The 24341-nt window shown below is 70.6% G+C and carries 20 protein-coding genes; 11 read left to right on the forward strand and 9 right to left on the reverse strand.

What is annotated here, in order from left to right:
- Nucleotides 1–35 precede the first annotated feature (35 nt).
- The 5 genes from HHX30_RS29385 to HHX30_RS29405 are packed head-to-tail and all read left to right on the forward strand — an operon-like array spanning nucleotide 36 to nucleotide 7497.
- A complete protein-coding gene (locus HHX30_RS29385; protein ID WP_169985688.1) occupies nucleotides 36–539 on the forward strand; it encodes a hypothetical protein in 504 nt (167 codons plus the stop codon).
- The gene (locus tag HHX30_RS29390; protein ID WP_169985690.1) at nucleotides 539–1957 is read left to right on the forward strand and encodes a hypothetical protein; all 1419 of its coding nucleotides are present in this window, start codon (nucleotides 539–541) and stop codon (nucleotides 1955–1957) included. The genes HHX30_RS29385 and HHX30_RS29390 overlap by 1 nt, the downstream gene beginning before the upstream one ends.
- The gene (locus HHX30_RS29395) at nucleotides 1954–3564 is read left to right on the forward strand and encodes a VWA domain-containing protein (RefSeq protein WP_249350565.1); all 1611 of its coding nucleotides are present in this window, start codon (nucleotides 1954–1956) and stop codon (nucleotides 3562–3564) included. Before HHX30_RS29390 ends, HHX30_RS29395 begins: the two co-directional genes overlap by 4 nt.
- 13 nt (nucleotides 3565–3577) lie before the next feature.
- Nucleotides 3578–4693, forward strand: a complete 1116-nt coding sequence (locus tag HHX30_RS29400) for an AAA family ATPase (RefSeq protein WP_169985692.1) — start codon at nucleotides 3578–3580, stop codon at nucleotides 4691–4693.
- Complete coding sequence (locus HHX30_RS29405) at nucleotides 4690–7497, forward strand: DUF5682 family protein (protein ID WP_169985694.1); 2808 nt, start codon at nucleotides 4690–4692, stop codon at nucleotides 7495–7497. Before HHX30_RS29400 ends, HHX30_RS29405 begins: the two co-directional genes overlap by 4 nt.
- Nucleotides 7498–7513: 16 nt before the next feature.
- Here HHX30_RS29405 and HHX30_RS29410 read toward each other — a convergent pair whose 3' ends face one another.
- The 3 genes from HHX30_RS29410 to HHX30_RS29420 all read right to left on the reverse strand — a co-directional run bounded on the left by HHX30_RS29410 (nucleotide 7514) and on the right by HHX30_RS29420 (nucleotide 10474).
- The gene (locus tag HHX30_RS29410; protein ID WP_169985695.1) at nucleotides 7514–8422 is read right to left on the reverse strand and encodes an arginase family protein; all 909 of its coding nucleotides are present in this window, start codon (nucleotides 8420–8422) and stop codon (nucleotides 7514–7516) included.
- Between the two features lie 134 nt (nucleotides 8423–8556).
- Complete coding sequence (locus tag HHX30_RS29415) at nucleotides 8557–9033, reverse strand: hypothetical protein (protein WP_169985697.1); 477 nt, start codon at nucleotides 9031–9033, stop codon at nucleotides 8557–8559.
- Nucleotides 9034–9439: 406 nt separating this feature from the next.
- Nucleotides 9440–10474 (reverse strand): hypothetical protein, encoded by a 1035-nt coding sequence (locus tag HHX30_RS29420; RefSeq protein WP_169985699.1) that lies wholly within the window; start codon nucleotides 10472–10474, stop codon nucleotides 9440–9442.
- Nucleotides 10475–11123: 649 nt separating this feature from the next.
- Here HHX30_RS29420 and HHX30_RS29425 point away from each other — a divergent pair.
- Nucleotides 11124–11600: a hypothetical protein gene (locus HHX30_RS29425; protein ID WP_169985701.1), complete on the forward strand. Its 477-nt coding sequence runs from the start codon at nucleotides 11124–11126 to the stop codon at nucleotides 11598–11600.
- A 135-nt stretch (nucleotides 11601–11735) separates the two neighbouring features.
- Nucleotides 11736–12104, forward strand: coding sequence for a hypothetical protein (locus HHX30_RS29430; RefSeq protein WP_169985703.1), 369 nt, complete (start codon nucleotides 11736–11738; stop codon nucleotides 12102–12104).
- Between the two features lie 147 nt (nucleotides 12105–12251).
- Here the strand turns inward: HHX30_RS29430 and HHX30_RS29435 are convergent, their stop codons facing one another.
- From HHX30_RS29435 to HHX30_RS29455, 5 genes are all read right to left on the reverse strand, one after another.
- Nucleotides 12252–12554 (reverse strand): hypothetical protein, encoded by a 303-nt coding sequence (locus HHX30_RS29435; protein ID WP_169985705.1) that lies wholly within the window; start codon nucleotides 12552–12554, stop codon nucleotides 12252–12254.
- Nucleotides 12555–13054: 500 nt separating this feature from the next.
- Nucleotides 13055–13381: a hypothetical protein gene (locus HHX30_RS29440; protein WP_169985707.1), complete on the reverse strand. Its 327-nt coding sequence runs from the start codon at nucleotides 13379–13381 to the stop codon at nucleotides 13055–13057.
- 317 nt (nucleotides 13382–13698) lie between these two features.
- Complete coding sequence (locus HHX30_RS29445) at nucleotides 13699–14670, reverse strand: sporulation protein (RefSeq protein ID WP_169985709.1); 972 nt, start codon at nucleotides 14668–14670, stop codon at nucleotides 13699–13701.
- Nucleotides 14671–14887: 217 nt separating this feature from the next.
- Nucleotides 14888–15550: a DedA family protein gene (locus tag HHX30_RS29450; RefSeq protein WP_169985711.1), complete on the reverse strand. Its 663-nt coding sequence runs from the start codon at nucleotides 15548–15550 to the stop codon at nucleotides 14888–14890.
- Nucleotides 15551–15594: 44 nt separating this feature from the next.
- Nucleotides 15595–15915 (reverse strand): neutral zinc metallopeptidase, encoded by a 321-nt coding sequence (locus HHX30_RS29455; RefSeq protein ID WP_249350588.1) that lies wholly within the window; start codon nucleotides 15913–15915, stop codon nucleotides 15595–15597.
- Between the two features lie 272 nt (nucleotides 15916–16187).
- Here HHX30_RS29455 and HHX30_RS43465 point away from each other — a divergent pair, with 272 nt between their 5' ends.
- Both HHX30_RS43465 and HHX30_RS29465 read left to right on the forward strand, forming a co-directional pair.
- Nucleotides 16188–20132, forward strand: a complete 3945-nt coding sequence (locus tag HHX30_RS43465) for a metallophosphoesterase (protein ID WP_169985713.1) — start codon at nucleotides 16188–16190, stop codon at nucleotides 20130–20132.
- A gap of 126 nt (nucleotides 20133–20258) precedes the next feature.
- Nucleotides 20259–21383 (forward strand): HupE/UreJ family protein, encoded by a 1125-nt coding sequence (locus HHX30_RS29465; RefSeq protein WP_169985715.1) that lies wholly within the window; start codon nucleotides 20259–20261, stop codon nucleotides 21381–21383.
- Nucleotides 21384–21446: 63 nt separating this feature from the next.
- Here the strand turns inward: HHX30_RS29465 and HHX30_RS29470 are convergent, their stop codons facing one another.
- On the reverse strand, nucleotides 21447–22433 hold the full coding sequence (locus HHX30_RS29470; RefSeq protein WP_211592723.1) for a PLP-dependent cysteine synthase family protein: 987 nt from the start codon (nucleotides 22431–22433) through the stop codon (nucleotides 21447–21449).
- A gap of 87 nt (nucleotides 22434–22520) precedes the next feature.
- On the opposite strand from HHX30_RS29470, the gene HHX30_RS29475 reads away from it, so the two are divergent.
- A complete protein-coding gene (locus tag HHX30_RS29475) occupies nucleotides 22521–23198 on the forward strand; it encodes a winged helix-turn-helix transcriptional regulator (RefSeq protein ID WP_169985716.1) in 678 nt (225 codons plus the stop codon).
- 120 nt (nucleotides 23199–23318) lie between these two features.
- Nucleotides 23319–24137, forward strand: coding sequence for a class I SAM-dependent methyltransferase (locus tag HHX30_RS29480; protein ID WP_169985718.1), 819 nt, complete (start codon nucleotides 23319–23321; stop codon nucleotides 24135–24137).
- The last annotated feature ends 204 nt before the right edge of the window (nucleotides 24138–24341 follow it).

A 24341-nucleotide genomic window follows, 5' to 3' on the forward strand; every position in this document is an offset into this window, starting at 1 on the left:
CCGTTTTGTCGTACGGCTCGGATACGTTCCGGATCATGACAGAGCGTTCCCCCGACGGCGCGACCGTGTGGGCGCGAAACAGCAGGCTGCGGGTGGTGCCGCCGGTCCAGCCGCGCAAGCTGGCGAAGGTCCCCTTCGTCGAGCTGGCGGACGGCAGGCTGCAGGGCGTGGTGTCGAGCGGCTCGGACATCGGCCGGGTCTACGTCTCCTCCATCGCCGCCGGCACCCACAACTACAACTGCAGCACCAACAACAACCGCCCCTGCGGCGGCCTGTACGGCGCGCCGTGCAAGCACCTGCGCGCCCTGGTCGCCGAGGCCGTCCTGCAGTACGGCGCCGACCGCGTGTCCCGTTATCTGCGGGCGGAGGTCCCCGAGGGCGCGGAGCCGGCCGACTGCCTGCGCGGCATCCACGAGCCCGCCCCCGCCGCGGTCGTGTTCAGCCGGTTCCTGCGTCACCTGGCCTACCTGGAGGTGCCCGACACCACCATGCCGATCCCGGAGCTGCACTGGTTCCCGGCCACGGGGACGGTGCGCTGATGCTCGCCGTACAGCTCGCCGCCCTGCTCGGCGACTCCGATGCCGCCGGCGAGGGAGCCGGAGAGGCGCTCGCACTGCTGGACGGCTTCGACGACGCCCTGGTGCACGGCCTCGCCCGGCTCGCCGACGAGCGCGCCGGCGCGGTGACCGCGCTGGCCGCGGCGTTCGCGGCCACTCCCCTCGGTGCTCGGCTGGCGGAGGCCGCCGACGCGGTCGTGTCCGGCTCGATCACCCAGGAGCACCTGACGATCCTGGCCGGCGGCCGGATCGCGTTGTCCGGCGCCATGCACGACGCCCTGCTCACGAGCCTGGACACGGCTCTGGGCCGGGAACACGCGGAATGGACGTCCACATCCGGGGGCCCCGCGTCCGGCGCTCAGCCCGCCGGCAACGCGATCGAGGGCGTCCGCTCCTGGCTGCGCGAGCTGGCCATCACCGGCTGGCGCGGCGTCGACCACGACCTCGTCTCCGCGGCGGATCAGGTCATCGAGGCACTGCTCGGCGCACCGGCGCTGCGCAGGCTCGCGGTGCTGCTGGACGGTTTCGCCGCGGAACTGCGCGCGTCCTGCCCGATCGGCTCCGCGGAGCACCTGCCCGTGCGGCGCTGGGCCGACCTGTGGACCCGGGCCGTGCTGCTGTCGCAGGACGGCGTCCTGACCGGCGAGCCCGGCCCCGCCGCCACGGTGTCGGGACGGCTGCTGGTGCTCGGCGTCGACGTGCACGAACACGGCACCGCCGTCCAGTTCCAGGTGCACGCCGTCCTGGAACCCGCCGACGGAGGCCGGTCCCGGCTGGTGCGCACCTCCGTCACGGTGGCCAAGGTCGACACCATCGTCGGGCCCGCGCTGTGGAAGCTGCCGCAGCGCCACAAGGTGCTGCTGGCCGCGCTGGCGGACCGCCGCTGCATCGAGATCGCGGACGTGCCCCTGCTCGACAGCGGTGACCTCGTCTGGGACGACGACCGCGCCTTCGTGAGCAAGCCCGCCGACCCGCTGGCCACCGCCCGGCTGTGCCTGCCCGGCGCGCTCGGCCCGGCGGTGCCGCCTCTCGACCGGGCGCCCGTACGCATCGCCGAGCCCGTGCTGGTGGAGGGCTACAAGGTCACCGGGGACGGCTCCTTCGACCTCGGCGGCGCCGTCATCGTCGTGGACACCGAACGGCTGCCCGACTGCGGCCCGCTCACGCCCAAGCTGGTGGCGGCCTCGTCGGCGTGCGTGGGGCTGCTTCGGTGGGACGGCGGCCGCTGGACGCTGCAACCGCTGGCCGTGCAGGCGAAGGTCAAGCGCGAGACCGTGGTGGTCGCCACCGGTGACTGGGCGCTCGGCCCCACCGACCCCAAGGCGGCCAAGGCCGAGGCCAAAGCCGCGGACGCGGTGGCCGTGCTGCGGGAGCGAGCCGGGCGGTTGCTGCGACGATGAGCGACGACATCTCCACGAGCGCCCAGGCGATGGGCGACGACATCTCCACGGACGCCCACCCGCCGACGGGCGGGGACGCCACCGCGCACCCCGGTCCTGCGGTGTCCGCGCCGCCTGCCGTTTCCACGCCCGTTTCCGTGGCCGTTTCCGCGGCCGGTTCCCCTGCCGGGGACGGCGGACCGACGAACGCCGACAGGAACCGGCGTCAGCTGCTCTACTGGCGGCTGCTGGCCCGGCTGTTCGATCACGAGGAGCAGCCGGCGCTGGAGACCGCGAGCGTCGCGGTCGTCGGCGACCTGGGCCTGCCCGCCGGGCTGCTCGACCCGGCCGTGTCGGTCGACTCGCTGGTGCAGCGTTTCCCCGAACTGGCCGCCGAGTTCGAGACCCTGCTCACGCCGGACGAGCACGCGCCGGGCGGCGAGGTGCGCCGGGCGGCGCTCGTCTCGAAGCTGCTGCTCAACGCCTTCGCCACCGGCGCGGGTGACGTCAGCGCCACCCAGCTCGCGACCTGGCAGCAGGACGCCGCCTGGCTCAAGCGCGCCCTGTGCGCGGGGCCGGCACCCGGATCGGGAACGGGCACGGCACCCGGATCGGGAACGGGCGCGCAAACGGGTGCCGGAGAGCCGGGCGGCGAGTCCGGGGCGCAGGCCGGGACCGGACCGGATGCCGGACCGCACACCGGGCCGGCGGCCGGGTTCGGGCAGGGGCCCGGCGGCGACCTGGCCAAGGTGCTGGCCGACATCGAGGCCGGGCTGGTCAGCCGCATGCGGCTGCGCGAGGTTCTGGCGGATCCGGCCCTGGCGCGGCAGCTCACGCCCAGCATGTCGCTGGTCGAGCAGTTGCTGCGCGACAAGGCCAACCTGTCGGGCGTGGCGCTGGCCAACGCCAAGGCGCTGATCCGCAGGTATGTCGACGAGGTCGCCGAGGTGCTGCGCACGCAGGTCGAGAAGGCCGGCGCGGGGACGATCGACCGGTCGGTGCCGCCCAAACGGGTGTTCCGCAACCTGGACATCGAACGGACGATCTGGAAGAACCTCACCAACTGGAACCCGGAGGACCAGCGGCTCTACGTCGACCGGCTCTACTACCGGCACACCGCCCGCCGGACCACCCCGGCCCGGCTGATCGTCGTGGTGGACCAGTCGGGGTCGATGGTCGACTCCATGGTCAACTGCACGATCCTCGCGTCGATCTTCGCCGGGCTGCCCAAGGTGGACGTCCACCTGATCGCGTACGACACGCGGGCGATCGACCTCACGCCGTGGGTGCACGACCCGTTCGAGGTGCTGCTGCGCACGAATCTGGGCGGCGGCAACGACGGCCCCGTCGCGATGGCCATGGCCCAGCCGAAGATCGCCGACCCGCGCAACACGGTGATGGTGTGGATCTCGGACTTCTACGAGTTCGACCGGTCCCAGCCGTTGTTCGACGCCATCCAGGCGGTGCACCGCTCCGGGGTCAGGTTCATCCCGGTCGGCTCGGTGAACAGCTCGGGTCACCAGAGCGTGAACCCGTGGTTCCGGCAGAAGCTCAAGGACCTGGGCACGCCGGTGATCTCGGGCCACATCCGCAAGCTCGTGTTCGAACTCAAGAACTTCCTCGCCTAGGAGACCCCTTCACATGACCAACGAGATGCTCCGCGCGCCCGCCGAGGTGAAGTACGCCGAGGAGCTCGACTGGCTGGAGTCCGTCGACGACGGCCCCAAGCCGTTCTCCTGGCGGCTCAGCCCCCGGATGGTCCGGCTGTTCGTGCTGGGCAGCGAGCGGTCCGACGGCCTCGACCGCGAGATCGCGCAGAAGTGGTTCGGCGACCGGAGCTTCGTCGAGCGCAGCATAGTGACGCTCGCCTCCGATCGCGGCCTGCTGCTGATCGGCGACCCCGGCACCGGCAAGAGCTGGCTGGCCGAACTGCTGTCCGCCGCCATCTGCCGCGACTCCACCCTGGTCGTGCAGGGAACGGCGGGCACCACCGAGGACCACATCAAGTATTCGTGGAACGTCTCGATGGTGATCGCCAAGGGCCAGTCCCGCGAGTCGATGATCCCCTCGCCGATCATGACGGCGATGGAACAGGGCATGATCGGCCGATTCGAGGAGCTGACCCGCGCCACCAGCGACGTGCAGGACGCCCTGATCTCGATCCTGTCGGAGAAGTACGTCTCCATTCCCGAGCTCGACACCGACAACACCGTGTTCGCCAAGCCCGGATTCTCGATCATCGCCACCGCCAACAGCCGCGACCGGGGCGTCAACGACCTGTCCTCGGCGCTGAAACGGCGGTTCAACTTCGTCCGCATCCCCGTGGTGACGAGCAAGGCCAGCGAGGCGGAGATCGTCCGTTTCCGCACCATCGAACTGCTGCGCCGGCACCGCATCGAGCTGGACGTGCCGCCGGCGCTGCTGGACATCCTGCTGCAGAGCTTCGCCGACCTGCGCACCGCGGCGGCCTCGGCCACGAGCGAGGACGAGAAGCTGGAGTCGGCCCTGTCCACCGCCGAGCAGATCGGCGTGCTGGAGGACGCCATCCTGCACAGCCACTTCTTCGGCGACCGCACGCTGCGCGCCGAGACGCTGGCCGGCGCCCTGGTGGGCTCCCTGGCCAGGCGCGCCCCCGAAGACCTGGCCATCCTCAACAAGTACTGGCACGGGGTGGTCGAACCACGCAGCAGGAACGACGGAGGCGAGTGGACGCGGTTCCTCGACGGCGGCCGTCAGGCGATCTCGACGCTGTCATGAGCACCTTCGACGCCCTGCGCGGGCAGCTTCTCGACGCCGCCGAGGCCTTCTCCGGCGGCGGGGACGTCCTGGCCGGCATCCTGTCCGGCATGGTCGACGACGTCGACCGCATGCTGCGCGAGGAGCTGGAGATCTTCCCGGTCTGCCACCACTCGCCGGCCTCCGCCCTGGCCATGACCCGGCGACTGCGCGACAAGCGGCCCAAGGTCGTCTACCTGGAGCTGTGCGAGGACATGCGCCCGCTCCTCGACGAGCTGCGCAACTGCAGGCTGCCGGTGGCGCTGCAGGCGTTCGCCACCCAGCTGGACGGGTTCCCGGCCGGCTCCGGACCGCTCAGCGTGATCGCGCCGGTCACGGAGGCGTCGGCGGAGTATCAGGCGATCGCGTACGCGCTCGACACCCCCGGCGTCGAGATCGTGCTGGTCGACCGCTCGGTGGACCACGTCTTCCAGTGGCTGCCGCAGGAGACGGATGGTCCGGATCCGCACGAGCAGGCCGCGCAGGGCGACGAGGCGGCACTGCACAGTGACGATGTGGCGCTGCACGGTGACGCCGTCGGCGTCGAGATCGGCGACCTGCGGCCGCGCTTCGCCGAGCTGGAAAAGCACCTGCTGCACCACGGCAAGGTGCGGCACTGGTCGGAGTGGTGGGACCAGTACGTCGAACAGCCGCTGACCGGAGCGGACTACGACACCTACCGCCAGGCGATGGCGCTGATCGGCAGCCTGTTCCGGCGGCTCCGCCCCGACGGGCACGGCCGCCTGGCCGTCGACGAGGAACGCGAGCGCTACATGTGGACGCGCATCCGCGAGCACCTCGCCGAGTCGGGCGCGGACCCCGCCGACTGCCTGTACGTGTGCGGAGCCTTCCATGCCGTCAGCACGGTCGCGGAGTTCGGCCTGCGGTCCGAGGCGCCGCCGTACACCATCGCCCCGCGTACGGGCACCCGATGGCTGCACGGGCTGATCCCCTCCAGCCACTCGGCGATCGAGGCGCAGTTCGGCCTGGCCCAGGGCTCGGTGTCCATCGCCGCCGCCACGTGGGCCAAGGCGGTCAGGCGCGGGGGCGTCACCCCGTACCGGCTGGAGGGGCAGCAGGGCGGCCGGGCCAAGCAGGGCGGCAAGCGGGGCGGTAGTGCCGCACCGCCCGTCGCGGCCGAGCCGGCGGCCGACCGGCTGTCGGGGTTCCTCGCCGCCCCGCCCGCGCTCGACGGCCTGGACGAGGACGAACTGCGCGGATGGTGCGTCGACATCGTGCGGCTGGCCCGCCGCAACGGCTATCTGGCCAGCACGGCCGACGCCATCGCCGTGTTCGAGACGTCGATCCTGCTCGCGGGGTTGCGCGGCCGGGCCAGGCCCACGCCGTACGACTTCGCCGACGCGGCCGTGACCTGCATCGAGAAGGACGCCGTGCCAGGCCGCCGGGACGTCCGGCGCCTGTGCGAGATCCTCCTGGGCGGCGACAAGATCGGGATGGTCGGCTACGACGCGCTGCCCCCGCTGGCCCGCGACGTGTACGACCGGCTGGAGCCCCTCGGGCTGGACCTGACCAGGCGCACGCAGCAGCGGGTGCTGCTCGACCTCAGGGCGGACCCGGAGCTGGAGCCGTGCTCGGACCTGCTGTGGACGCTGCGCTACCTGCTGCCCGACGGTGCGCTCCGGCCGATCATGGGGGCACGCCGCCTCGGCGAGCGGCCGATCCAGGAGAGCTGGGACGTGGCGCTCGGCCGGCACCAGCGGGAGATCGTCGAGCTGGGCTACGAGGGCGTCACCGTCGAGCAGGTGCTGGAGCAGCGGCTGCGCCGCATGGCGTGGGATCCCCAGGCCACCGCCGGGGCGGCGCTCGCGGCCGTCGAGGACGCCATCCTCTATGTGGGCGGCCGGCGCCTGCCCGGCGAACTCGGCGCCCGCGCGGTCGAACTGCTGGCCGCCGAGCGCACCGTGGACGACGCTCCCGAGGTGCTGCGCCGCATCAGGCGGCTGCTGACCTACTACCGGGCGAGCGAACCGGAGCTGCCCGCCTGGTGCGAGGACTTCGTCACAGCCGGGTACTCGCACTACTGCACGCTGCTGCCCACCGCTTTCGCGGACGACGACACCGCCGTACGCCAGGTCGGGGCGATGCTCGGCTTCCTGTTCACACTGGAGAGCCTCGCGCTGTCGCTGGGCTGCGACCGGGCTCAGCTCGAACTGGCCGTACGGCAGTCGCATCCACGGGACCCGGCCAAGGTCGCGTTGCTGTGGGCCGCCCAGACGCAGCTGGGCCTGCTGACCAGGGAAGAGCTGCGCGCCCGCTGTGACGTGCTGCTGGCCAACCCGCTCGTCGTGCCGGCGTATCCGCTCTATGTGAGCGGATTCGTCCAGGCGCTCGAACCCGTGCCCGGCCTCGCGCCGTTTGTGGTCGAGGCGCTGTCGAAGGCCTTCGCGCGACTGCCCGACCCGGTTCTGCTGCCGTGGCTGCCGACGTTGATCTGCACCTTGCGGCAGCACGCGCCCGAGCTGGTCCCCGTCCTCGTCCGCGAGGCCGGGCGGACCTTCCCCGGCGCGCTGGCCGAGCTGGACGCCTGGACCCCGCCCTGGGAACGGCCGGCCGCGCCGGTCCGAGCGGCCCGGGCGGCAGCCGCGCCGAGCGGGCCGGTGTCCACGCTGCTGGCCCGGCACCCGGGGGCGTGCGACGCCGTCGCCGTGCTGCTCGGCTGTACGGCGGAGTGGGGGAGCACCGGGCACGGAAACGGCGAGGTGGCGGCCCTGCTCGACCGGCATCCGGCGGCGACCGGCGCGGTCGCCGCGCTGCTCGGCGCGTGAGCCTGCACCCGCGCCTTCACCCGGTGGCGGCGTCGGCGAGCAGGGCGGGGACAAGCGAGGCGAGGACGGCCTGGTCCTCCTCCCGGCGGGGGGCGTACTCGGTGATCCCCAGGCCGGCCAGGGGAAAGCGGGCCGTCAGCGCGCGTACGGCGTCCCGCAGTGCCGCGACGGACAGACCGCCGGCCTCGGGACAACTGAGCGACCCGAACTCCTCCGGGTCGAGAACGTCGAGGTCGATGTGGATGTAGACGGCGGTGCCCCCGGCGGCGGCGACGGCCGGGACCAGGACGCCGGGATCGGCCGTCAGTTCGGCCACGGTGTGCCGGGCGAGGCCCGCGTCGGCGGCGTAGGCCAGCTCCGCCGGGTCCAGCGCGCGAACTCCGGCGAGGATCACCTGCCGGGGGTGCAGGGCCCGCGGTGGAACCAGATCGGGGTGCCCTTCGCCCAGCAGGGTGCGCAGGACCATGCCGTGGAAGGCATGCGAGGGTGAGGATCCGGGCGTGTTGAGATCGCCGTGGGCGTCGAACCAGACGATGGTCAGCCCGTCGCCGTGCCGCTCCAGGGCGGCCGACACCGGCTCCACCTCCACGCCGCAGTCGCCGCCGACCGTGACGACCGTGGCCGTGCCGCACTCGCCGAGCGCGGCGCGGGTGCGGGCGGCGACGGTGGTGAGGACGTCCAGGGCCCGGACTCCGTCCCGCTCGGTGCCCGCGGTGTCCGGGACGGGTACCCGAACGGCCCTGACGGACGGCCCGGTGGGCGGCTCGGTGGGCGGTTCGGTGGGCGGTTCGGTGGGCGGTTCGGTGGGCGGCTCGCTGGATGTCAGCAGAGAGGCCAGCCGTTCGGCGCCGAGGGACAGGAGCCGTGCGTCCTCGACGCTCGACCCCTGCCACTGGGGCACCTGAAGCACCGCGGTCGGAAGCACCTTCTGATCATTCCATGCCCATGCCTGCCCGGGAGGGGCCCGTGCGCGTCGTGCTCGGGCCGGGGTGCCGTGCGCGTCGTGGTGGGCCCGTCATGCCGGGTCCGTTGTGGTCGGGTCCTCGCCGGTGGTGTTCCTCACCCAGTGGTTCTGGGGCGCCGGCGGAACCGGCAGGCCGACGGCGTACGCCGATCCTCCAGTGCCTCCAGCACGGCGTCGATCCGTTGCCGGCACTCGTACGGCTTGGCGTGCCGCCGGCTCCCGGTCCGTCTGCCTCCGGTCGTGTCGGCCGGGGCGTCGGTCTTCAGGCCGCACTGCCAGTACCACTTCTGCAGGCCGTGCAGCACGCATACGTAAAGAGTGTCGATCTCGTTGGAACAGTGTGCCGCGTACGCCGTGATCTGGTCCCAATTGGCGACGAGAGGCGTGGTGGTGGAGCCTCCGGCGCGGACGTGCGTCAGCACGTACAGGCGCGTGTGCTGGTCGAACTCGGCTTCGACGACGTCGCTGAGCAGGCGCGGCTGCCGCCGGATCAGGCCGGCGCGGGACGGGGGCCAGGACGAGAACGTGAGCAGGCTCAGCAGCGCCACCTCGATGCACCAGTCCAGAGTCATCGGGGCTTCCCTTCGTCGGAGGCCGTACCGGGATTCGTCCCCGAGGCGGGGGCTCGGTCGCCGGTCGTCGTGCCGTCGCCGGGGTGACGTGACCGGGACGCGGGTACGGTCCACGGGTGAGACGGAACAAAGGAGAGCGGCTGCGACGATGCCGGTCGCAGCCGCTCTCTCGCGGCGCGTTTCCATCCGCGCCCCTGCCCCAGGTAGCGGGGCGTGGATGTCAACGATCATCCGGTGTCCCGGAAGGCAGCTCCGCCGCGAACCGGACGAGGGACGTCCACTAGCTACCCCCACGCCCCTCGCCTTTCTCGGGGATGGCGCGCATCCGCCGAGAGCATTTCGGTGCTGTCGCCGCCGGCGCTGTGGGATGTCCGTTCACCGCGCCGGCTGACACCAGGGCGAGCGGTTAGCGGTGCCCCCAGCCGCTCTGACCCGGACCGCCGGAGCCGCCGGGACCGCCGTGGCCGCCCCAGCTACCGCCCCCCGGGCCGCCCTGACCCGGACCGCCCTGACCCGGACCGCCGTGGCCGCCCTGGCCGGGGCCGCCGGGACCGCCCTGGCCGGGACCGCCCTGGCCGGGACCGCCGGGACCGCCCTGCCCGGGGCCGCCAGGGCCGCCCTGCCCGGGGCCGCCAGGGCCGCCGTGGCCGGGGCCGCCGGAGCCCCCGGGACCGCCGTGGCCCCAGCCGCCGGTGTTGCCGTGGCCCCAGCCACCGTGGTCACCGCCGCGGCCCCAGCGGCCCCAGCCGTCCCAGTTGCCCCAGCTGCCGCGTCCCCAGCGGCCGCCCCAGGAGCTGCCGCCCCAGTTGTGGCCCGGGTTGCCGAAGACACGGCCGGGAAGGCCGTACCAGCGGCCGGGCAGGCCGAGGGACGTGTCGCACCCCCAGCTACCGGGCAGGGGCAGCCAGCGGCCGCTGACGAAGTAGACGGGCCGGGTCAGGCCCGTTCCGCAGGACGGCGAGACGTAGACGCCGCCGTTGATGACGTACTGGCAGCTGGGGAGCATGTAGGTGCGGCCGGCCACGATGTACTCGTGGACGCCGTCCCCGAGCTGGTAGCCGGGGAGGCCGTACCAGCGGCCGGGCAGGCCGCTGACGGCCTGGTCGCACCACTCGCCCGGCAGGGCGTAGGTGCGGCCGCTCAGGATGTACACCGGCCGGGTCAGGCCCGCCCCGCAGGACGGCGAGACGTAGACGCCGCCGTTGACGACGTACTGGCAGCTGGGGAGGATGTACGTCTTGCCCTTCAGGACGAAATGGTGGACGCGGATGTCCGCGCGCGGATCCGGTCCTCGCCTGGGGGTGTCGATCGGGCGGGAGATGCTGCTCGTCGCCTGCGAGGCCGTGCTCGCCGCGCTCGCGGCTCCGGTGGCCAGCACCGCGGGGGTGACGATTGCAGCGGTGGCGAGTGCCCCCGTGAGGAGGGCTTTCTTCATCGTCAAGAGACGATTCCTTTCATGAGGTGGTGCTGCTGTCGGATCGAACACACATCCCGGCAGCCGGCGGTGTGGTGACGGCGAAGCGGGATGCGCAGGACCGCAGTCGAGGCGATTCGAGTCGGACTCCCCGTGAGAGCCTCCGCGGAGGATCAGGTGATCCCGGATCGGAGACAGGTAACGGGATCACGAGCCCTCATCATTGTCAGCAAATTTTGACGACACTGAAGGCCGGAACAGGTCGAGAGTCCGCACCCCCGCTGCCGCCGCGATGGCGTCCGCCGTGGTGCGGCGGCACGTGCCTCGTTTGAGCAGACCGTCGATGCACTGTCTGGTAAGTGCTGCCCGGCGAGCGAAATCGGCCACGCTGTGACTGTGGCCGACCATCAAGGCGCGCAAGAGTGCCACGCTCCGAAGGTGCATCTGCGGCTTTCCCGCCATAGCCAACCTCTCCGATGGAAACTGCATCATCAGATTCTGCTGACGTCTCGACTGCAGGTCGCACTCTAATCCGACCGAGCGCACGGCCGCACGTGAAACGGAAGGTTCCAGCGAATAAATCTTGCGCGCGATGGCTTTATATGACGCATCTTGTTGACACAACTGATCCCATGCTTCGTCGGGGTTTGCTCCCTGTCGTCAGGATCTAGCGGGCATGATGGTGGCGATCGCGGACAGAAAGATTCGAGGAGCTGACAACCGAATGCCGTCGCAGCGCGTGACACCCGACCAGCCCCCCACCCCCCTGAGCGACTGCATCCGCGACTATGTGGCGGACAAGGGGATGAGCATCCGTACGCTCGCACTGAGGTCGGTGAGCGGAAGCGCAGGTCAGTGCCTCACCGCTCAGTGGATTACCGATGTGCTGAGTGGCCGGGTGTCGCGGATGCCTGATCTCTGGCGCCTGGAGGCTCTCGCGGCCGGCCTCGAAATGGACCCGGACAGCGTCAAGGCACTGGCGATCAGCCAGTGGATCGGGTGGGACATCGCCGACATCCGGACCGGAGTCGGAGAACGCCTGATCTTTCGCGTGCCCAAGGGGTATACGAGCGAACAGTCAGCGCGCCTTGCCGATCAACTCATGCAGGCGATCAATAGCGCGCCGGCCGATCCGGAAAGGGAGGAAACGTGATGTTCCGGATGTACGGTCGCCTTCGGTGGGGTTGATGCGTCAAACTTTCCTGGCAACGAGCAGCGAAACGATCGGGGACGTGATTGCCAGAAAGGATATGGTGGATGATACGTGTCATCGCCGTCGCAACCATCAGTGGAATTCCGTCGCGCCCAGTTGTTGCATAGCTCCCCGGCAGTAATCCTTCATGCACTTCAGGAAAACCGGATCATCGCCTATGTCGACGAGAGGCAGTTCGCCCCCGAGCTGGCGATCCCCATGGACGAGATCGGCACGGCGACGCTGAAGCTGCTCCAGCCGGTCGAGGACGCGGGCCCGATGCCGGCGCTTCGCGTCCGCGTCAGAAGAAGCGGAGATCTCGGCCATGAGCTCGCCGTGGCCGAGTTCGCGACAGACGAAATCACAGTAGGCGTCGAGAAGACGCTCATCACCGAGGAACTCGCCGCCTGCCTGAGTGACGCCGGCACCGCGGTCACCCGCGCCTTCGTCCGGCGTACGACGTGAGCCCCGGCAAGCCGATGCCCTGCCGGGCTGACGTACCGGATCGGAAGGAGCGGGTGCCGTCCTCGGCCGATGGGCAACGGCCGAAGGCGGCGTGAAGGCGTCGGCGCGGGTTCGCGGGCCGGCCGCCGGTGAGGCGGAAGGAGACGGCTAGAAGCCGGGTTCGTGCGGGCGGGGACGCGCGGTGGGAGGCCGCGTGCGCCTGGACGAACGGGCGGGTCCATGGTGCCGCGCCCGCATCGGCAGTGCCTTCCCACCGCGCCTCGAGCGGGCGTCGTGCTCGGTCGGCGGTGGCGCGGGCTTCGACGGAGCGGTCTCGGGCGGGATCGCACCATCGGGGGTGGTCGTGGCCACGATGCCGCCGGGCGGAGGCGTGCCCGGCGCCGGACCGGCGGCGTCGGTGCTCGCCCAGACGCTCGCGGCGGCGAGGACCGCGACCCCGGTCACGACCACGGAACGGATCAGCTTGGGGCGGGGCAGGGAGCGATGCCGCCCGGGCGCCGGAGACGGGGAGGGCTCGGGCTCCGGCTCGTGCCGGCTGAGAGGTTCGTCACCGGTGCCGCGGTGTCGTCCGGGGGGAGAGGGCACGTACGGCGGCGGCTTGGGCCCGGCCGCGCGGGCGGGACCGTAAGGGGCTCGCCTGGTGGGACCGTAGGGGGCTCGCCTGGTGGGACCGTAGGGGGCTCGCCTGGTGGGACGGTGTGGGCGAGGTCTGTCCTGGCCGTTCATCACGCGCTCCGGATCCGAGGAAGTCGTGTTGTGCGCGAAGAGAGACGCAATGACTACGAACGGTATCCGAGATCTGGCGATCCTGGTCGGCTTTGGCCCCAGGTTGTCAGCAGAATCTGCTGACAACCTGGGGTTTTAAAATCCCCCGCCGAGCCCATGCTCGATCGAGGGTCGTGCTCGCGATGCTCGGGGGCCTTCTCTCATGGCGCCCCTATCGTGATGGATCAGCCGCAGGGGGTGGCGTAGTAGTCGGCCGCGCAGTCGTCGTAGAGACTGTCCACGACGACCACCGGGGTGCTCCAGTAGCCCAGCGGGCGGCTCCAGTAGCCGAGTGGACGGCTCCAGTAGCCGTTGCCCCAACGGTAGCCCGCGGGGCGACCCCACCCGTGTCCCCAGTCGTGTCCCCAGCCGGCGGCGTGAGCCGGCAGGCCGGCCTGTGCGGTCGTGGCCGTCTGCCGCGGGGCGGCCGTCTCGGCCGAGGCCGCGATCGGCGCCATGACGACGAGTCCGGCGGCGCAGGCCGCGCCGGCCAGGAGCAGTCGCTGAATCATGCGTAACCTCCTGTTGCTTCGAAGTCACTCAATGTGACCGCTGACACGGTACAACGCCGTCGATCACGTTCATGGACGGCGACACATCAAGCGACGGCAATGTCGCGAGCGGTGCCGACACGTCTCCCCGCCCTCCCGGACGGGTGTTCCGTGCGTGTCCCCGGTGTGCGTACGCGTCGAGCGCCCGGTCCGGTCTCCCGGCCGTGGTCTCCTGTCCCGGAGACCACGGCCGGCACCTGCTTCATAACGAGGGCCCACCATCTACCCGTGACGCACGCGACGGCGTCGCGGGCGGCGGAGAGGCGGCGGGGCGGAACCTACCAGTCGCCGTCCCCGCCCTCGTCCTCGTCGCCCTCGAAGATCTCTTCGACGATCTCGCCCGCCACCAGGCCGCCGACCACTCCGGCGGCGCCGGCCGCGGCCACCGCACCCCAGCCCGGGCCGCTGTGGTGCTCGTGGTGGCCTCCGTGGAAATGAGGTTCGTGCCCGTGCTCGTCACCGCCGTGGCCGCCGTAGTGTGCCCCGTACTGGGCCAGCCCGGTGAGCCAGCGGTCGATCTCCACGGCCCAGTCCATGCGTGCCGCGTCCTCGTGGCTGACACGGAAGCGGCCGATGGCGTCGACGGAGTGGTGGCCCGCGCGCTTGTCGGCCTCCAGGATCACCTCCAGACCGGCGGGGTCGGCCACGAAGGTGAGCTCGACCTCCCCCACAACGCCGGCCTGCCGCGGCGGCGGGTAGAACTCGATCTCCTGGTAGAACGGCAGTTCCTGGCGCACGCCGTGCAGGTGGCCCGCCTCCAGGTCGGCCGACTTGAAGGCGAAGCCGAGCTGGAGGAACGCCTCCAGGACGCGCAGCTGGGAGGGGAGCGGCTCGATGGCGACGGGGTCGAGGTCGCCCTTGTCGACGGCCTTGGCGATGGCCACCTCGGTGCGTACGCCGAGCGCCATGCCGGTCAGGTGCTGCCCGCCGATCTCGCTGATCGGGGCCTCCCACGGCACCGGGATCTGGAAGGCGATGCTCCGGTTCTCGCCCTCGCGCAGGGTGAACGGACCGGACACCCGGGCACGGGAGAACTCGCCGAGCCCCGCGCTCTCGCCGTCGCCGTGCTCGAGCTCCACCCCGGCGACGAGGCCCAAAGTGACCTCCTCGATCTCGGCGTCGAAGTCGCCGCCGGACAGTCTCACCTCGCCCGTGAGCACGCCGCCCGGCCGGACCCGCGGAGTGGTCAGTACGGTGTCCACCGAGGGGGCGCCCACCCCGAGAGCGCCCAGCATCCGCTTGAAGACCACGTGTTTCTCCCTGTAGACGGTCGATGAGGTGTGTCAGCCGCCCACCTGAACGATCAAGCCCCGGGGTTGGGTTCCGCCGGCCGGTAAAGATCGCGCTTCCGTCGGTCAACGGTCCGGTGCGGCAGCGCTGTCACGCGACGGCCGCCAGGGTCGTGTCACACCCGAACGAGGGCGGGCCACCGGGGTCGCGTCACACCCGAACGAGGGCGGCCACCCTTCACCGGCGGCCGGAGGGTGTGGTCCTCGCGCGGCCCGGCCGTCGTGCGACCGGCGGGCGCGGCCGGGTCAGCCGGTGGACGCCCAGGCCGACGGCGGCCAGGACGACCAGCCCGGCCACCGCCAGGAGGCCGGCCCGATGGGAGACCTGCTCCACCAGCCCGTACGAGCCTCCCGTGGCGTACCCGAGCCCCACGGTGCCCGCCCCCCAGGCCAGGCCGCCGGGCACCTCGAAGGCGAGGAATCTGGCGTACGGCAGGCGTCCCATGCCGGCCAGCATGGGGATCAGGGCGCGCAGCAGACCGACCCATCGGCCGAGGAGGACGGCCCAGCCGCCGCGCCGCCGCAGGTAGTCCTCGGTGCGGTCCCAGCGCTCCGCGCACACCCGGCGGCCCAGCCGGCTGTCGCGCACGCGAGGCCCCAGCCGCCGGCCGATCCGGTAACTGATCGAATCCCCGGCGATCGCGCCCACACCGGCCACGGCCATCATGAGCGGCAGGCTCACGTGCCCCGTGAAGGCGAGGAAGCCGGCCATCAGCAAGGTGAGCTCGCCCGGCACCACGAGCCCGAGGAGCGCCGCCGTTTCCGCGCAGGCCATCAGCCCGACCGCCAGGTAGGCCCACGGGCCCGCCATCGCCATGAACTGGTGCAGCCCCTGTGTCATCGGTTGCCCCCCGCCGCCGCGACGACTCCTCCCCACAATGCACGTCACACCGGGAACGTCAGTAGCTCACGGCGGGAAAACCTCGGTAAGCGTCGCGCCCGCGGAGAAAACGTCAGATGGTGCCGGAGAATGTGTCGCACCGGGCGGGGGCGCCGGTCTTGTATCCCGTGGTGACTCCACTTCACCCGCTGTCGTGAGCTCCCGTGCGTCCACCCCTCGGGCTCCACCCTGCCCTGGGTGCGCTCCCGGATCCTGTCGTCGCCCACCGCCGCCGCGGCGTCCAGAGCCTCCTGGATGGATGTCCGCCGTGGTGCCCCGACGGTCGCCGCTCGCTCATCCGGCGCTCCTCCGGTAGACAGCTCCATTTGGACATATAGGGATAAATCCGTACAAAGCTTGGCAATGTTGTGTGCTTTGCGGAATTGCGGGCTCTGTGACCTAGTCGTTCCTGATTCGTAACGGATGACCAGAATGAGGCGATAGTTCGCCTTTGCTTCAGTCTCTTCACGCACCTCGTTCACTCACGAGATCCACTGTGACCGCTCGAGACCGCGCCGCTTTATCGGCGCTTTATGCAACGTGATGGAAGGGACTGCACCTGATGCAGCCAGTGGCAGCGAGAAAGCTGCTGGGAGGCGTGAGCAGGCGAGGGCGTCTCGCCGTGGCCGCCGTGATCGCCATGGTCGCGACGCTGCTCGTCAGCGGCGTCGTGACGGCGGCGCACGCCGACCCGGACCCGCAGGTAGCGGGTCGTGGACGCCCCAGCCCGACGCCGACCGGTTCCCCCACCCCGCCCACCCTCAGCCCCGCCGGCGGCTCGTACATCGAGGGCACGGTCAAGGTCACGGCGGTCCCGGCCGCGGCCGGTGACAGCGTGACCGAGCTCGCCGTCGACGGCACCGCTCTGAACGCGACCCGTACGGTGGGCGTGTCGAAGCTCCGTTTCGACGTCGGCTCGAACTCGACGGAGGCGCGATACCACAACTACGTGCTGGTCAACGGCGTCTACCGCAGCGACATCGGCGACCACGTGAGCGAGCGGGCGACCATCGAGATCCCGAACGAACACCTCGTCAAGGGCGAGAACACCATCGAGATCTTCGCCGGCACGATCCAGAGCTCGTGCGGCACCAACTACGACGACTTCGTCCTGTCCGACGTGGGCCTCGAACTGCTCGGTGAGGTCGCGGACGGGGAGGACAACCCCTACACCCTGTCCTTCGGCGACGGCAACTGCGGCTCGAACACCGCGCTGCTCAAGCAGGCCACGCTGAAGTTCTTCGTCAAGGACGACCCCCAGAGCACCACGGGTCTCGCGGCGGACCTGGACACCACGACGCTGGCCAACGGCGAGCATGCCATCGCCGCCAAGGCCGCGTCCGGGGCCACGGTCAAGCACACCGTGACCGTGAACAACGCGCCGGCCGGGGCGCCCCGGCTGCTGCCGACGGACGGCACGCTGGTGGCACGCACCACGCCGATCCACGCGACCGTGCCGGCCGCCGGTGCGGGCGGCGTCTCGTCCCTCACCGTCGACGGCGCGGAACCCGCCACGAAGGCCACCCTGGGCAACGGCGCGGCCACGTTCAGCTTCGACGTGGGCGCGGACGCGATCGAGGACAAGTACGACGACTTCCTGCTCGTCAACGGCAAGCGTGTCGACCTGGGCGGCACCTGGGCCGGCAGGCGTGTAACGGTCGCCGTTCCCGCCCGGTTCCTGGTGCCCGGCGACAACACGGTCAAGGTCGTGACCGGCGACTGGAAGGCGTCCTGCGGCGCCGACCGCGACGACTTCACCATCGCGAACCTCGACCTCGCCCTCGACGGCGCCACCGTGAAAGGTCAGGACATCAAGCCGTCCTACGACCTGGGCGACGGCACCTGCGGCAGCAGCCAGACCGCCCTCCGCGAGGTCGAACTGCGCTACACGATCGACGCCCCGGCGGTGCACGTCGTCCGGACGCTCGGCTCGGGTGACGCGACCCTCAGCTTCACCGTCGGCACCAACTCGATCGAGGCGCGCTACCAGAACCACCTGCTCGTGAACGGGCGGAAGGTCGTGCTCGACGGCGACTTCGTGAGCCGGCGGGTCGACTTCACCTTCCCCAACGAGTACCTCGTGCCCGGCTGGAACACGATCGACTTCGTGGCCGGCACCTATCCGACGTCATGCGGCAACAACCGCGACGACTTCGCGATCTCGAACATCGCCCTCACCCCGGTGCGGGGCACGGCGACCGGTCAGATGCTCAAGAGCTCCTACAGCATGGGCGACGGCAACTGCGGCGACAACGTGAACCTGCTGACCGAGATCGACCTCGAGTTCCTCGTGGACGCCCCCGCCGGCGGCCTGAGCGCGGATCTCGACACCACCGCGATCAAGGACGGCAAGCACACGATCGCCGCGACCTCGACCACGGGCGAGACCGCCACCCGTACGCTGATCACCGACAACTCGGCGCCCAAGGTCGCCACGAGCGTCCCCGCCGCGGGCGGGAAGATCACCGCCTCCGTCGTGCTGGACGTCGAGCTGGAGGACGCCTCCGGCGTGGTGTCCGGGCCGGACGTCACACTCGACGGGCAGCCGATCGCGCTGGGCGCCCAGGTGGGCCCCGGACTGCGGCCCGGTTCGCACACCCTCGCCGTGACCGCCGCGGACTCGCTCGGCAACACCGCCGCCCGGGAGATCTCGTTCGAGTCCGCCGGCATCCCGGACGCACCCGCCGAGCTCACCCCGGCGTCCGGAGCCGTCGACGTGTCGGGCTCCGTCACGCTGTCGGCGAAGGTCGCCGAGCCCGGCGGCGGCGAGGTCAAGGCGACGTTCTCCGAAGCCGACATCCTGACCCCGAACCAGGCGTTCCAGGGCGTGGCCGAGACCGTCCCCACGACCCTGAAGGTGCCCGGCGAGAAGAAGGTCAAGGCCGCGGGGCTGGAGCCCGCCGACGGCGCGACGCTCGACGCGCCCGCCGGCCGGGACGTCACCTACCAGCGGTACGACATCCAGGTGAAGGGCCACGTGGACGCGCCGGTCCTGCGCTGGGAGGGCGTCATCGACCCCGAGCGCCTGGTGTCGCTGCGGGCGTGGAACACCAGGACCCGGGCCTGGGACCTGCTCACGAGCTCCCGCGGCGCCGCCGAGGGCCAGACCGCGCTCACCGCCGTCGTCGGCGATCAGTATGTCGACGGCCAGCAGGTCCACGTGATGGTGACGGGAGAGGACCCGTTCGCCGACGACATCGACCCCGGCGACCCGAACGGCTTCGCCGACCCCTCCACGTACGACTTCTCGATCGTCCACTTCACCGACACGCAGTACCTGTCGGAGGGCGCGGTGGAGCAGGAGACCGCCGAGGAGCGCGCGGTGTGGGAGTCCGCGTACGCCGGGATCGTCGACTGGATCAAGGACAACAAGGACCAGCGCAAGATCTCGTACGTCGCGCACACCGGCGACATCATCGAGAACAACATCCGCAAGCCCGCGGACGAGGCCGCGCGGCGGCAGGTCGTCGGCGAGTTCGAGGTGTCGTCGAAGCAGCAGCGCGTCCTGGACGAGGCGAAGATCCCGAACGGCGTGATCGCGGGCAACCACGACAACCAGTCGGGCACCGAGGACGGGCCGGGGGCGATTTACAACGCGTACTACGGCCCCGGCCGCTACCAGACGGCGGCGCAGGGCTGGCAGCACGCCGAGTACGGCGGGCCGTGGAAGGAAGGCGACAACCAGAACCACTACGACCTGTTCTCGGCCGGCGGGCTGGACTTCGTCGTGGTCGGCCTGTCGTACGGCGTCACGCGGGAGGAGGCCGAGTGGGCGGACTCCGTCTTCAAGCGGTTCCCCGACCGCAACGGCATCCTGCTCTCGCACGACTACCTCGTGCCAAGCACCAACCCCGACGGACGCGGCGCGGCATTCTCGGCGCCGGACGGCTCGATGCTCTACAAGACGGTGGTCGAGAAGAACCCGAATGTCTTCCTCATCCTCGCCGGGCACGAGCACGGCGTGGCCACCAACGTGAAGCCGAAGGTCGGCCAGGTCGGCAAGGGCGTCGTCGAACTGCTGGCGGACTACCAGTTCTACACGGTCTCGGCCGACCGCCTCGGGCTCACCCAGGTCGGCGGATACAACCCGGACGACCAGCTCCAGTTCGGCGCGAGCTTCTTCCGGCTGCTGCAGTTCGACGTCAAGCGGGCCGAGCTGACGGTGGACACCTACTCACCGCTGCTGAACGACTTCGGCGCGGGTGAGTTCGACCCGCTGCGCCGTTACGACGGCCGCGAGGACAACATGGTGCTGCCGGTCGATCTCACCACGCGTACGACGAGCTTCACGACCGACTCGCTGGCGATCTACAAGCCCACCCGGGTCGTCGGCACGAGCACGGTCCCGTCGGGTCAGGTGGCCTCGGTGACCTGGGAGCGTCTCAAGGGCGACACGGCATACGCCTGGTTCGTCACCGCACGCTCCACCGGCGGCGGCGTGACCGCCTCCGAGCCGAGCGTCTTCGTCACGAAGGACGAGCACGGCCGCCCCGGTAAGTGGGGACCGGACTCGCCCCTCTACCGCTGGTTCCAGCGCAGGTAACCGTCATCGCCGCCCCGGACCCCCGCGTCGACGCGGAGCGTCCGGGGCGGCCTTTCCCCCTGAACTCGGACCCCTCGAATCCCGGACCCCCGAAACCCGGACCTCCTCGAACCTGGAGAACGAGACATGTCTCGCAGGCTGTCAGCCGCCGTCCTCGCTCTCGCCTTCGCCCTCGGCGGGCTGATGGCGTTCTCCGCTCCGGCGGCGGCGCACGACGCGACCACCAAGGCGCACGCCACGGTGACCGGAACGGGCGCGGACGTCAGAGTCGTGCTCGACCTGGAGTACGACCTCCTCATGAAGTCGGCCTGGCTTTACGCCGAGGCGTACGACGCGAAGGAGCGGGCCGAGCAACTCCGCCAGCTCAAGAAGAACCACGCCGCCGTCGCTGACTACGTCACGCGCCGCTTCGCCGTGGCGTACGGCGACACGCACTGCACGCCCACCCAGGTGGGCGACGCGGGCGTGCGCGACCGCGGCAAGGTGGCGTACGCGGTGGTGACCCTCGACTACCACTGCGCGGGCGACGGCGGGGGAGGGCACGCGATCTCCAGTGCGCTCTTCCCCGACGCGGAGAGCTTCGTGCACAGCACGGAGACGATCGTCGGCTACACACTCGACGGCACGACGGGCTCCGCGGTGCTGACCGCAGGGAACCCGACGCTGCGAGTCGGCGAGCACCGGGCCTCGCACCAGATCGGGGAGTTCTTCCTGCTCGGCGCCGAGCACCTGCTGTCCGGCCTCGACCACATCTTGTTCCTGCTCGCCCTCCTCATCGGCGCGCGCCGCCTGCGCGACGTCGTCGTCACGGCCTCCGCGTTCACGGCCGCCCACAGCATCACGTTCCTCCTGGCGGCGCTGGGGATCGTGAACGTTCCCGCGGTGCTCGTCGAGCCGGTCATCGCGGTATCGATCATCGTCGTGGCCGTCGCCAACCTCCTGGGCCGCGATGAGGACAAACTGGGCAAGTGGCGGCTGCCGATCGTCTTCGCCTTCGGCCTGGTTCACGGGCTCGGCTTCGCGAGCGCGCTGGACATCGACGAGAAGGGGTCGTGGGAGCTGCTCCTGTCGCTGCTGAGCTTCAACGTCGGCATCGAGGCGACCCAGTTGCTGATCATCGCGGTGTTCTTCCCGCTGCTGGTGCTGCTGCGCCGTACGTCCGCGGTGCGCTGGGTGACCGCCGCCATGTCGGTCCCCATTGTGGCCGTCAGCCTCTACTGGTGCGTCGACCGCATCCCGCTGTCGCTCTGACGGTAGCGACCCGGATTCAGCTCGGGGCGCGTCATGCGTCAACACGTGGGCGACCATGGTGGTTCATCGGGGGAGGTGGTGCGGCCGGCGACGGTACACGCCGGTGCTGAGGTATTTCAGCCCCGAGTCCACCAGCAGGGTGACGATCCTGGCGTTCGGCCCGAGGCGTTTTCCGACCTGGATCGCGGCGAGGACGTTCGCGCCGGACGAGGTCCCGGTGAACAACCCCTCCTCCCGGGCGAGGCGCCGGGCCATCTCCTCGGCGTCGCCGGTGGCGATCGGAACGATCTCGTCCACGAGGGCGGGATCCCACATCGGCGGCAGGTAGCCGATGCCGATGCCTTCGATGCGGTGGGCGCCCGGCCGGCCACCGGACAGCACGGCGGATTCGGCCGGTTCGACGGCGATGACCCGGAGCCCCGGATAACGGCGCTTGAGGGGAGCCGTCGCCCCGCGCAGCGAGGCCGCCGTACCGATCGACTGGATGAAAACGTCGACGCGCCCGCCCGTCTGCTCCCAGATCTCCTCGCCCATCGGGTGGTAGCCGGCGATGCTGTCGGCGTTGTTGAGCTGATCGGTCCAGTAGGCGCCCGGCCGGCGGCTGAGCTCCCTGGCGGTGTCGATCATGCTCAGGATCAGTGCCTTCGTGATCATTCCTCCCTCACTGGGGATGAGGGTGAGTTCCGCGCCGAACGCCGCCATTTGGATGAGCTTGTCCTCGCTGAAGGCGTCGGAACTGACGATCCGCAGGCGATATCCCTTCGCCGCGCAGACCAGGGCGAGAGAAGCGCCGGTGCTGCCGCCCGTGTATTCGACAACGGTGTCGCCGGGCGTCAGCCGCCCGTCGTTCTCGGCTCTGGCGATCATCGACTGCGCCATGCGGTCTTTCATGCTGCCGGTCGGATTCTGGCCCTCGACCTTGACGAAGAGCTCCGCACACCCGGGTGGCGCGACCCTGCGCAGCCTCACGAGCGGAGTGTTTCCGATCGTCTCCAATACGTCGCCGCTGATGCCCATGATGCCGCCGGTCCTTTCGATGCCCGCACTCACGGCTTCGATCGTCGAACCGGTCGTGCCGGCGTCACCAGTTCAAAATTTGAACCCGCTTATCCCGCCCTTCGCGCCTACCATGCAGCAGTGAACGGATATGGCCAGTTCTGCGCGGTCGCGCGTGCTCTGGAACTGCTGGGCGAGCGGTGGACACTGCTGATCGTGCGGGAGTTGCTGCTCGGCGCGTCAACCTTCACCGACATCCGCCGCGGCCTGCCCCGCATTCCGCGAGCGACCCTGTCCGCGCGACTACGCGCACTACGCGCGGCAGGCCTTGTCGACAACGATTACCGGCTCACGGAGGCGGGCACCGCCCTGGCTCCGGTGGTGCGGGAGCTGGCACGATGGGCGGTCGCCACCGACAGCGCGGCCCTGACCGAGGACGATCTCGACACAGCCGCGCTGACCTGGGACATGCAACGCCGGGTGGACGCCGCCGCCCTGCCCGAGCGCACCGTCGTACTCGCGATCGAGTTCACCGACCGTCCGCCGGCCGACCGCAGATACTGGCTGCATCTGTCCCGGATGAGCGTCAACCTCTGCCGGCAGGACACGGGAGCTCCCGTCGATGTCTGGCTCACATCCCCGACGGAAGCGGCGACCCGGTGGTGGCTCGGTGATCTCTCCTGGGCGGAACTACTGCGGCAGCCGGGAGTACGCGTGCACGGTGACCGAGCCCTGGAGCGCCAGATGCACCGCTGGTTCAAACGCTACGTGTTCACTCCCGAAGCCCTCGGCCTGGAACAGCCGTCCCCCTCCCGCTGATCGTGGCGGCCCTCACCCACCTGTCCGCGGGCTGGATCGTCACACGGCCCGTCACACGGCTGCCGTGTTCGCTGAGGTCAGCGGTCGCCGACGGCGGCGACGCGGTCCAAGGAGGATCTGATGACGAGCACGACGGTCGATTTCGCATCGATCAAGCAGGCGCAGCGGGCGGGCTGGCAGACCGGCGACTACACGCGCGTCGGCCACACCCTGCAGATCATGGCCGAGCTGCTGGTGGAGTCGGCAGACGTACGGGCCGGGCAGCGGGTGCTGGATGTCGCCTGCGGACAGGGCAACGCGGCGATCGCGGCAGCCCTGCGGTTCGCGGAGGCCACGGGCCTCGACTACGCCGCCAACCTGCTGGAGGTGGGCCGGAGGCGGGCGGCGGTCGAGCAGGTGCCGGTGACCTTCGTCGACGGCGACGCGGAGAACATGCCGTTCCCCGACGGCTCCTTCGACCTGTCGCTGAGCACCGTGGGCGTCATGTTCGCGCCGAATCACCAGCAGGCAGCGGACGAGCTGGTGCGGGTGACGGCAGTGGGGGGCAAGATCGCACTCGCCTGCTGGACCCCGACCAGCATGGTCGGTCAGATGTTCAAGACAGTGGCGAAGTGGGCGCCGCCGCCGTCCGGGGTACGTCCGCCGGCCCTGTGGGGCACCCAGGAACACCTCGACGAGCTCTTCGGGGAACGCGTGGAGTGGATCAGCTTCGCCAAGCGGGAGTATGTGTTCCGGTATCACTCGCCCGAGCACTTCTCGGAGTGGTTCCGTGAGTTCTACGGGCCCATCACCAGGTTGGCCGGCACGCTGTCGGAGAAGGATCTGGACCAGTTCTCCGGAGACCTCGCCCAGGTCGCCCTGCACCACAACCGCGTCTCCGACGGAACACTGGTCGCTCCCGCGGAGTACCTCGAAGTGGTCGGCGTTCGCAGGAGCTGATTCCACCAAGGCGTCGGCCTGATGCCTCCCCTGGGGCGTGAATCACAAGCGGAGGGTGCCGCATGTTGATGATCCGGCTAGAAGGCCACTGAAGATCTTGTGTTCTGGCCTCGTTCTTTCTGTGCTGAGGCCACAGTGGTTGATGTGCAGGGTGAGTGGGCTGGGGAGCTGGTCGGGCCGGATGTGTGGCAGACCTGCCGAGAG

Source organism: Microbispora sp. H10836 (assembly GCF_012999525.1).
In the GTDB taxonomy this organism is placed as follows: domain Bacteria; phylum Actinomycetota; class Actinomycetes; order Streptosporangiales; family Streptosporangiaceae; genus Microbispora.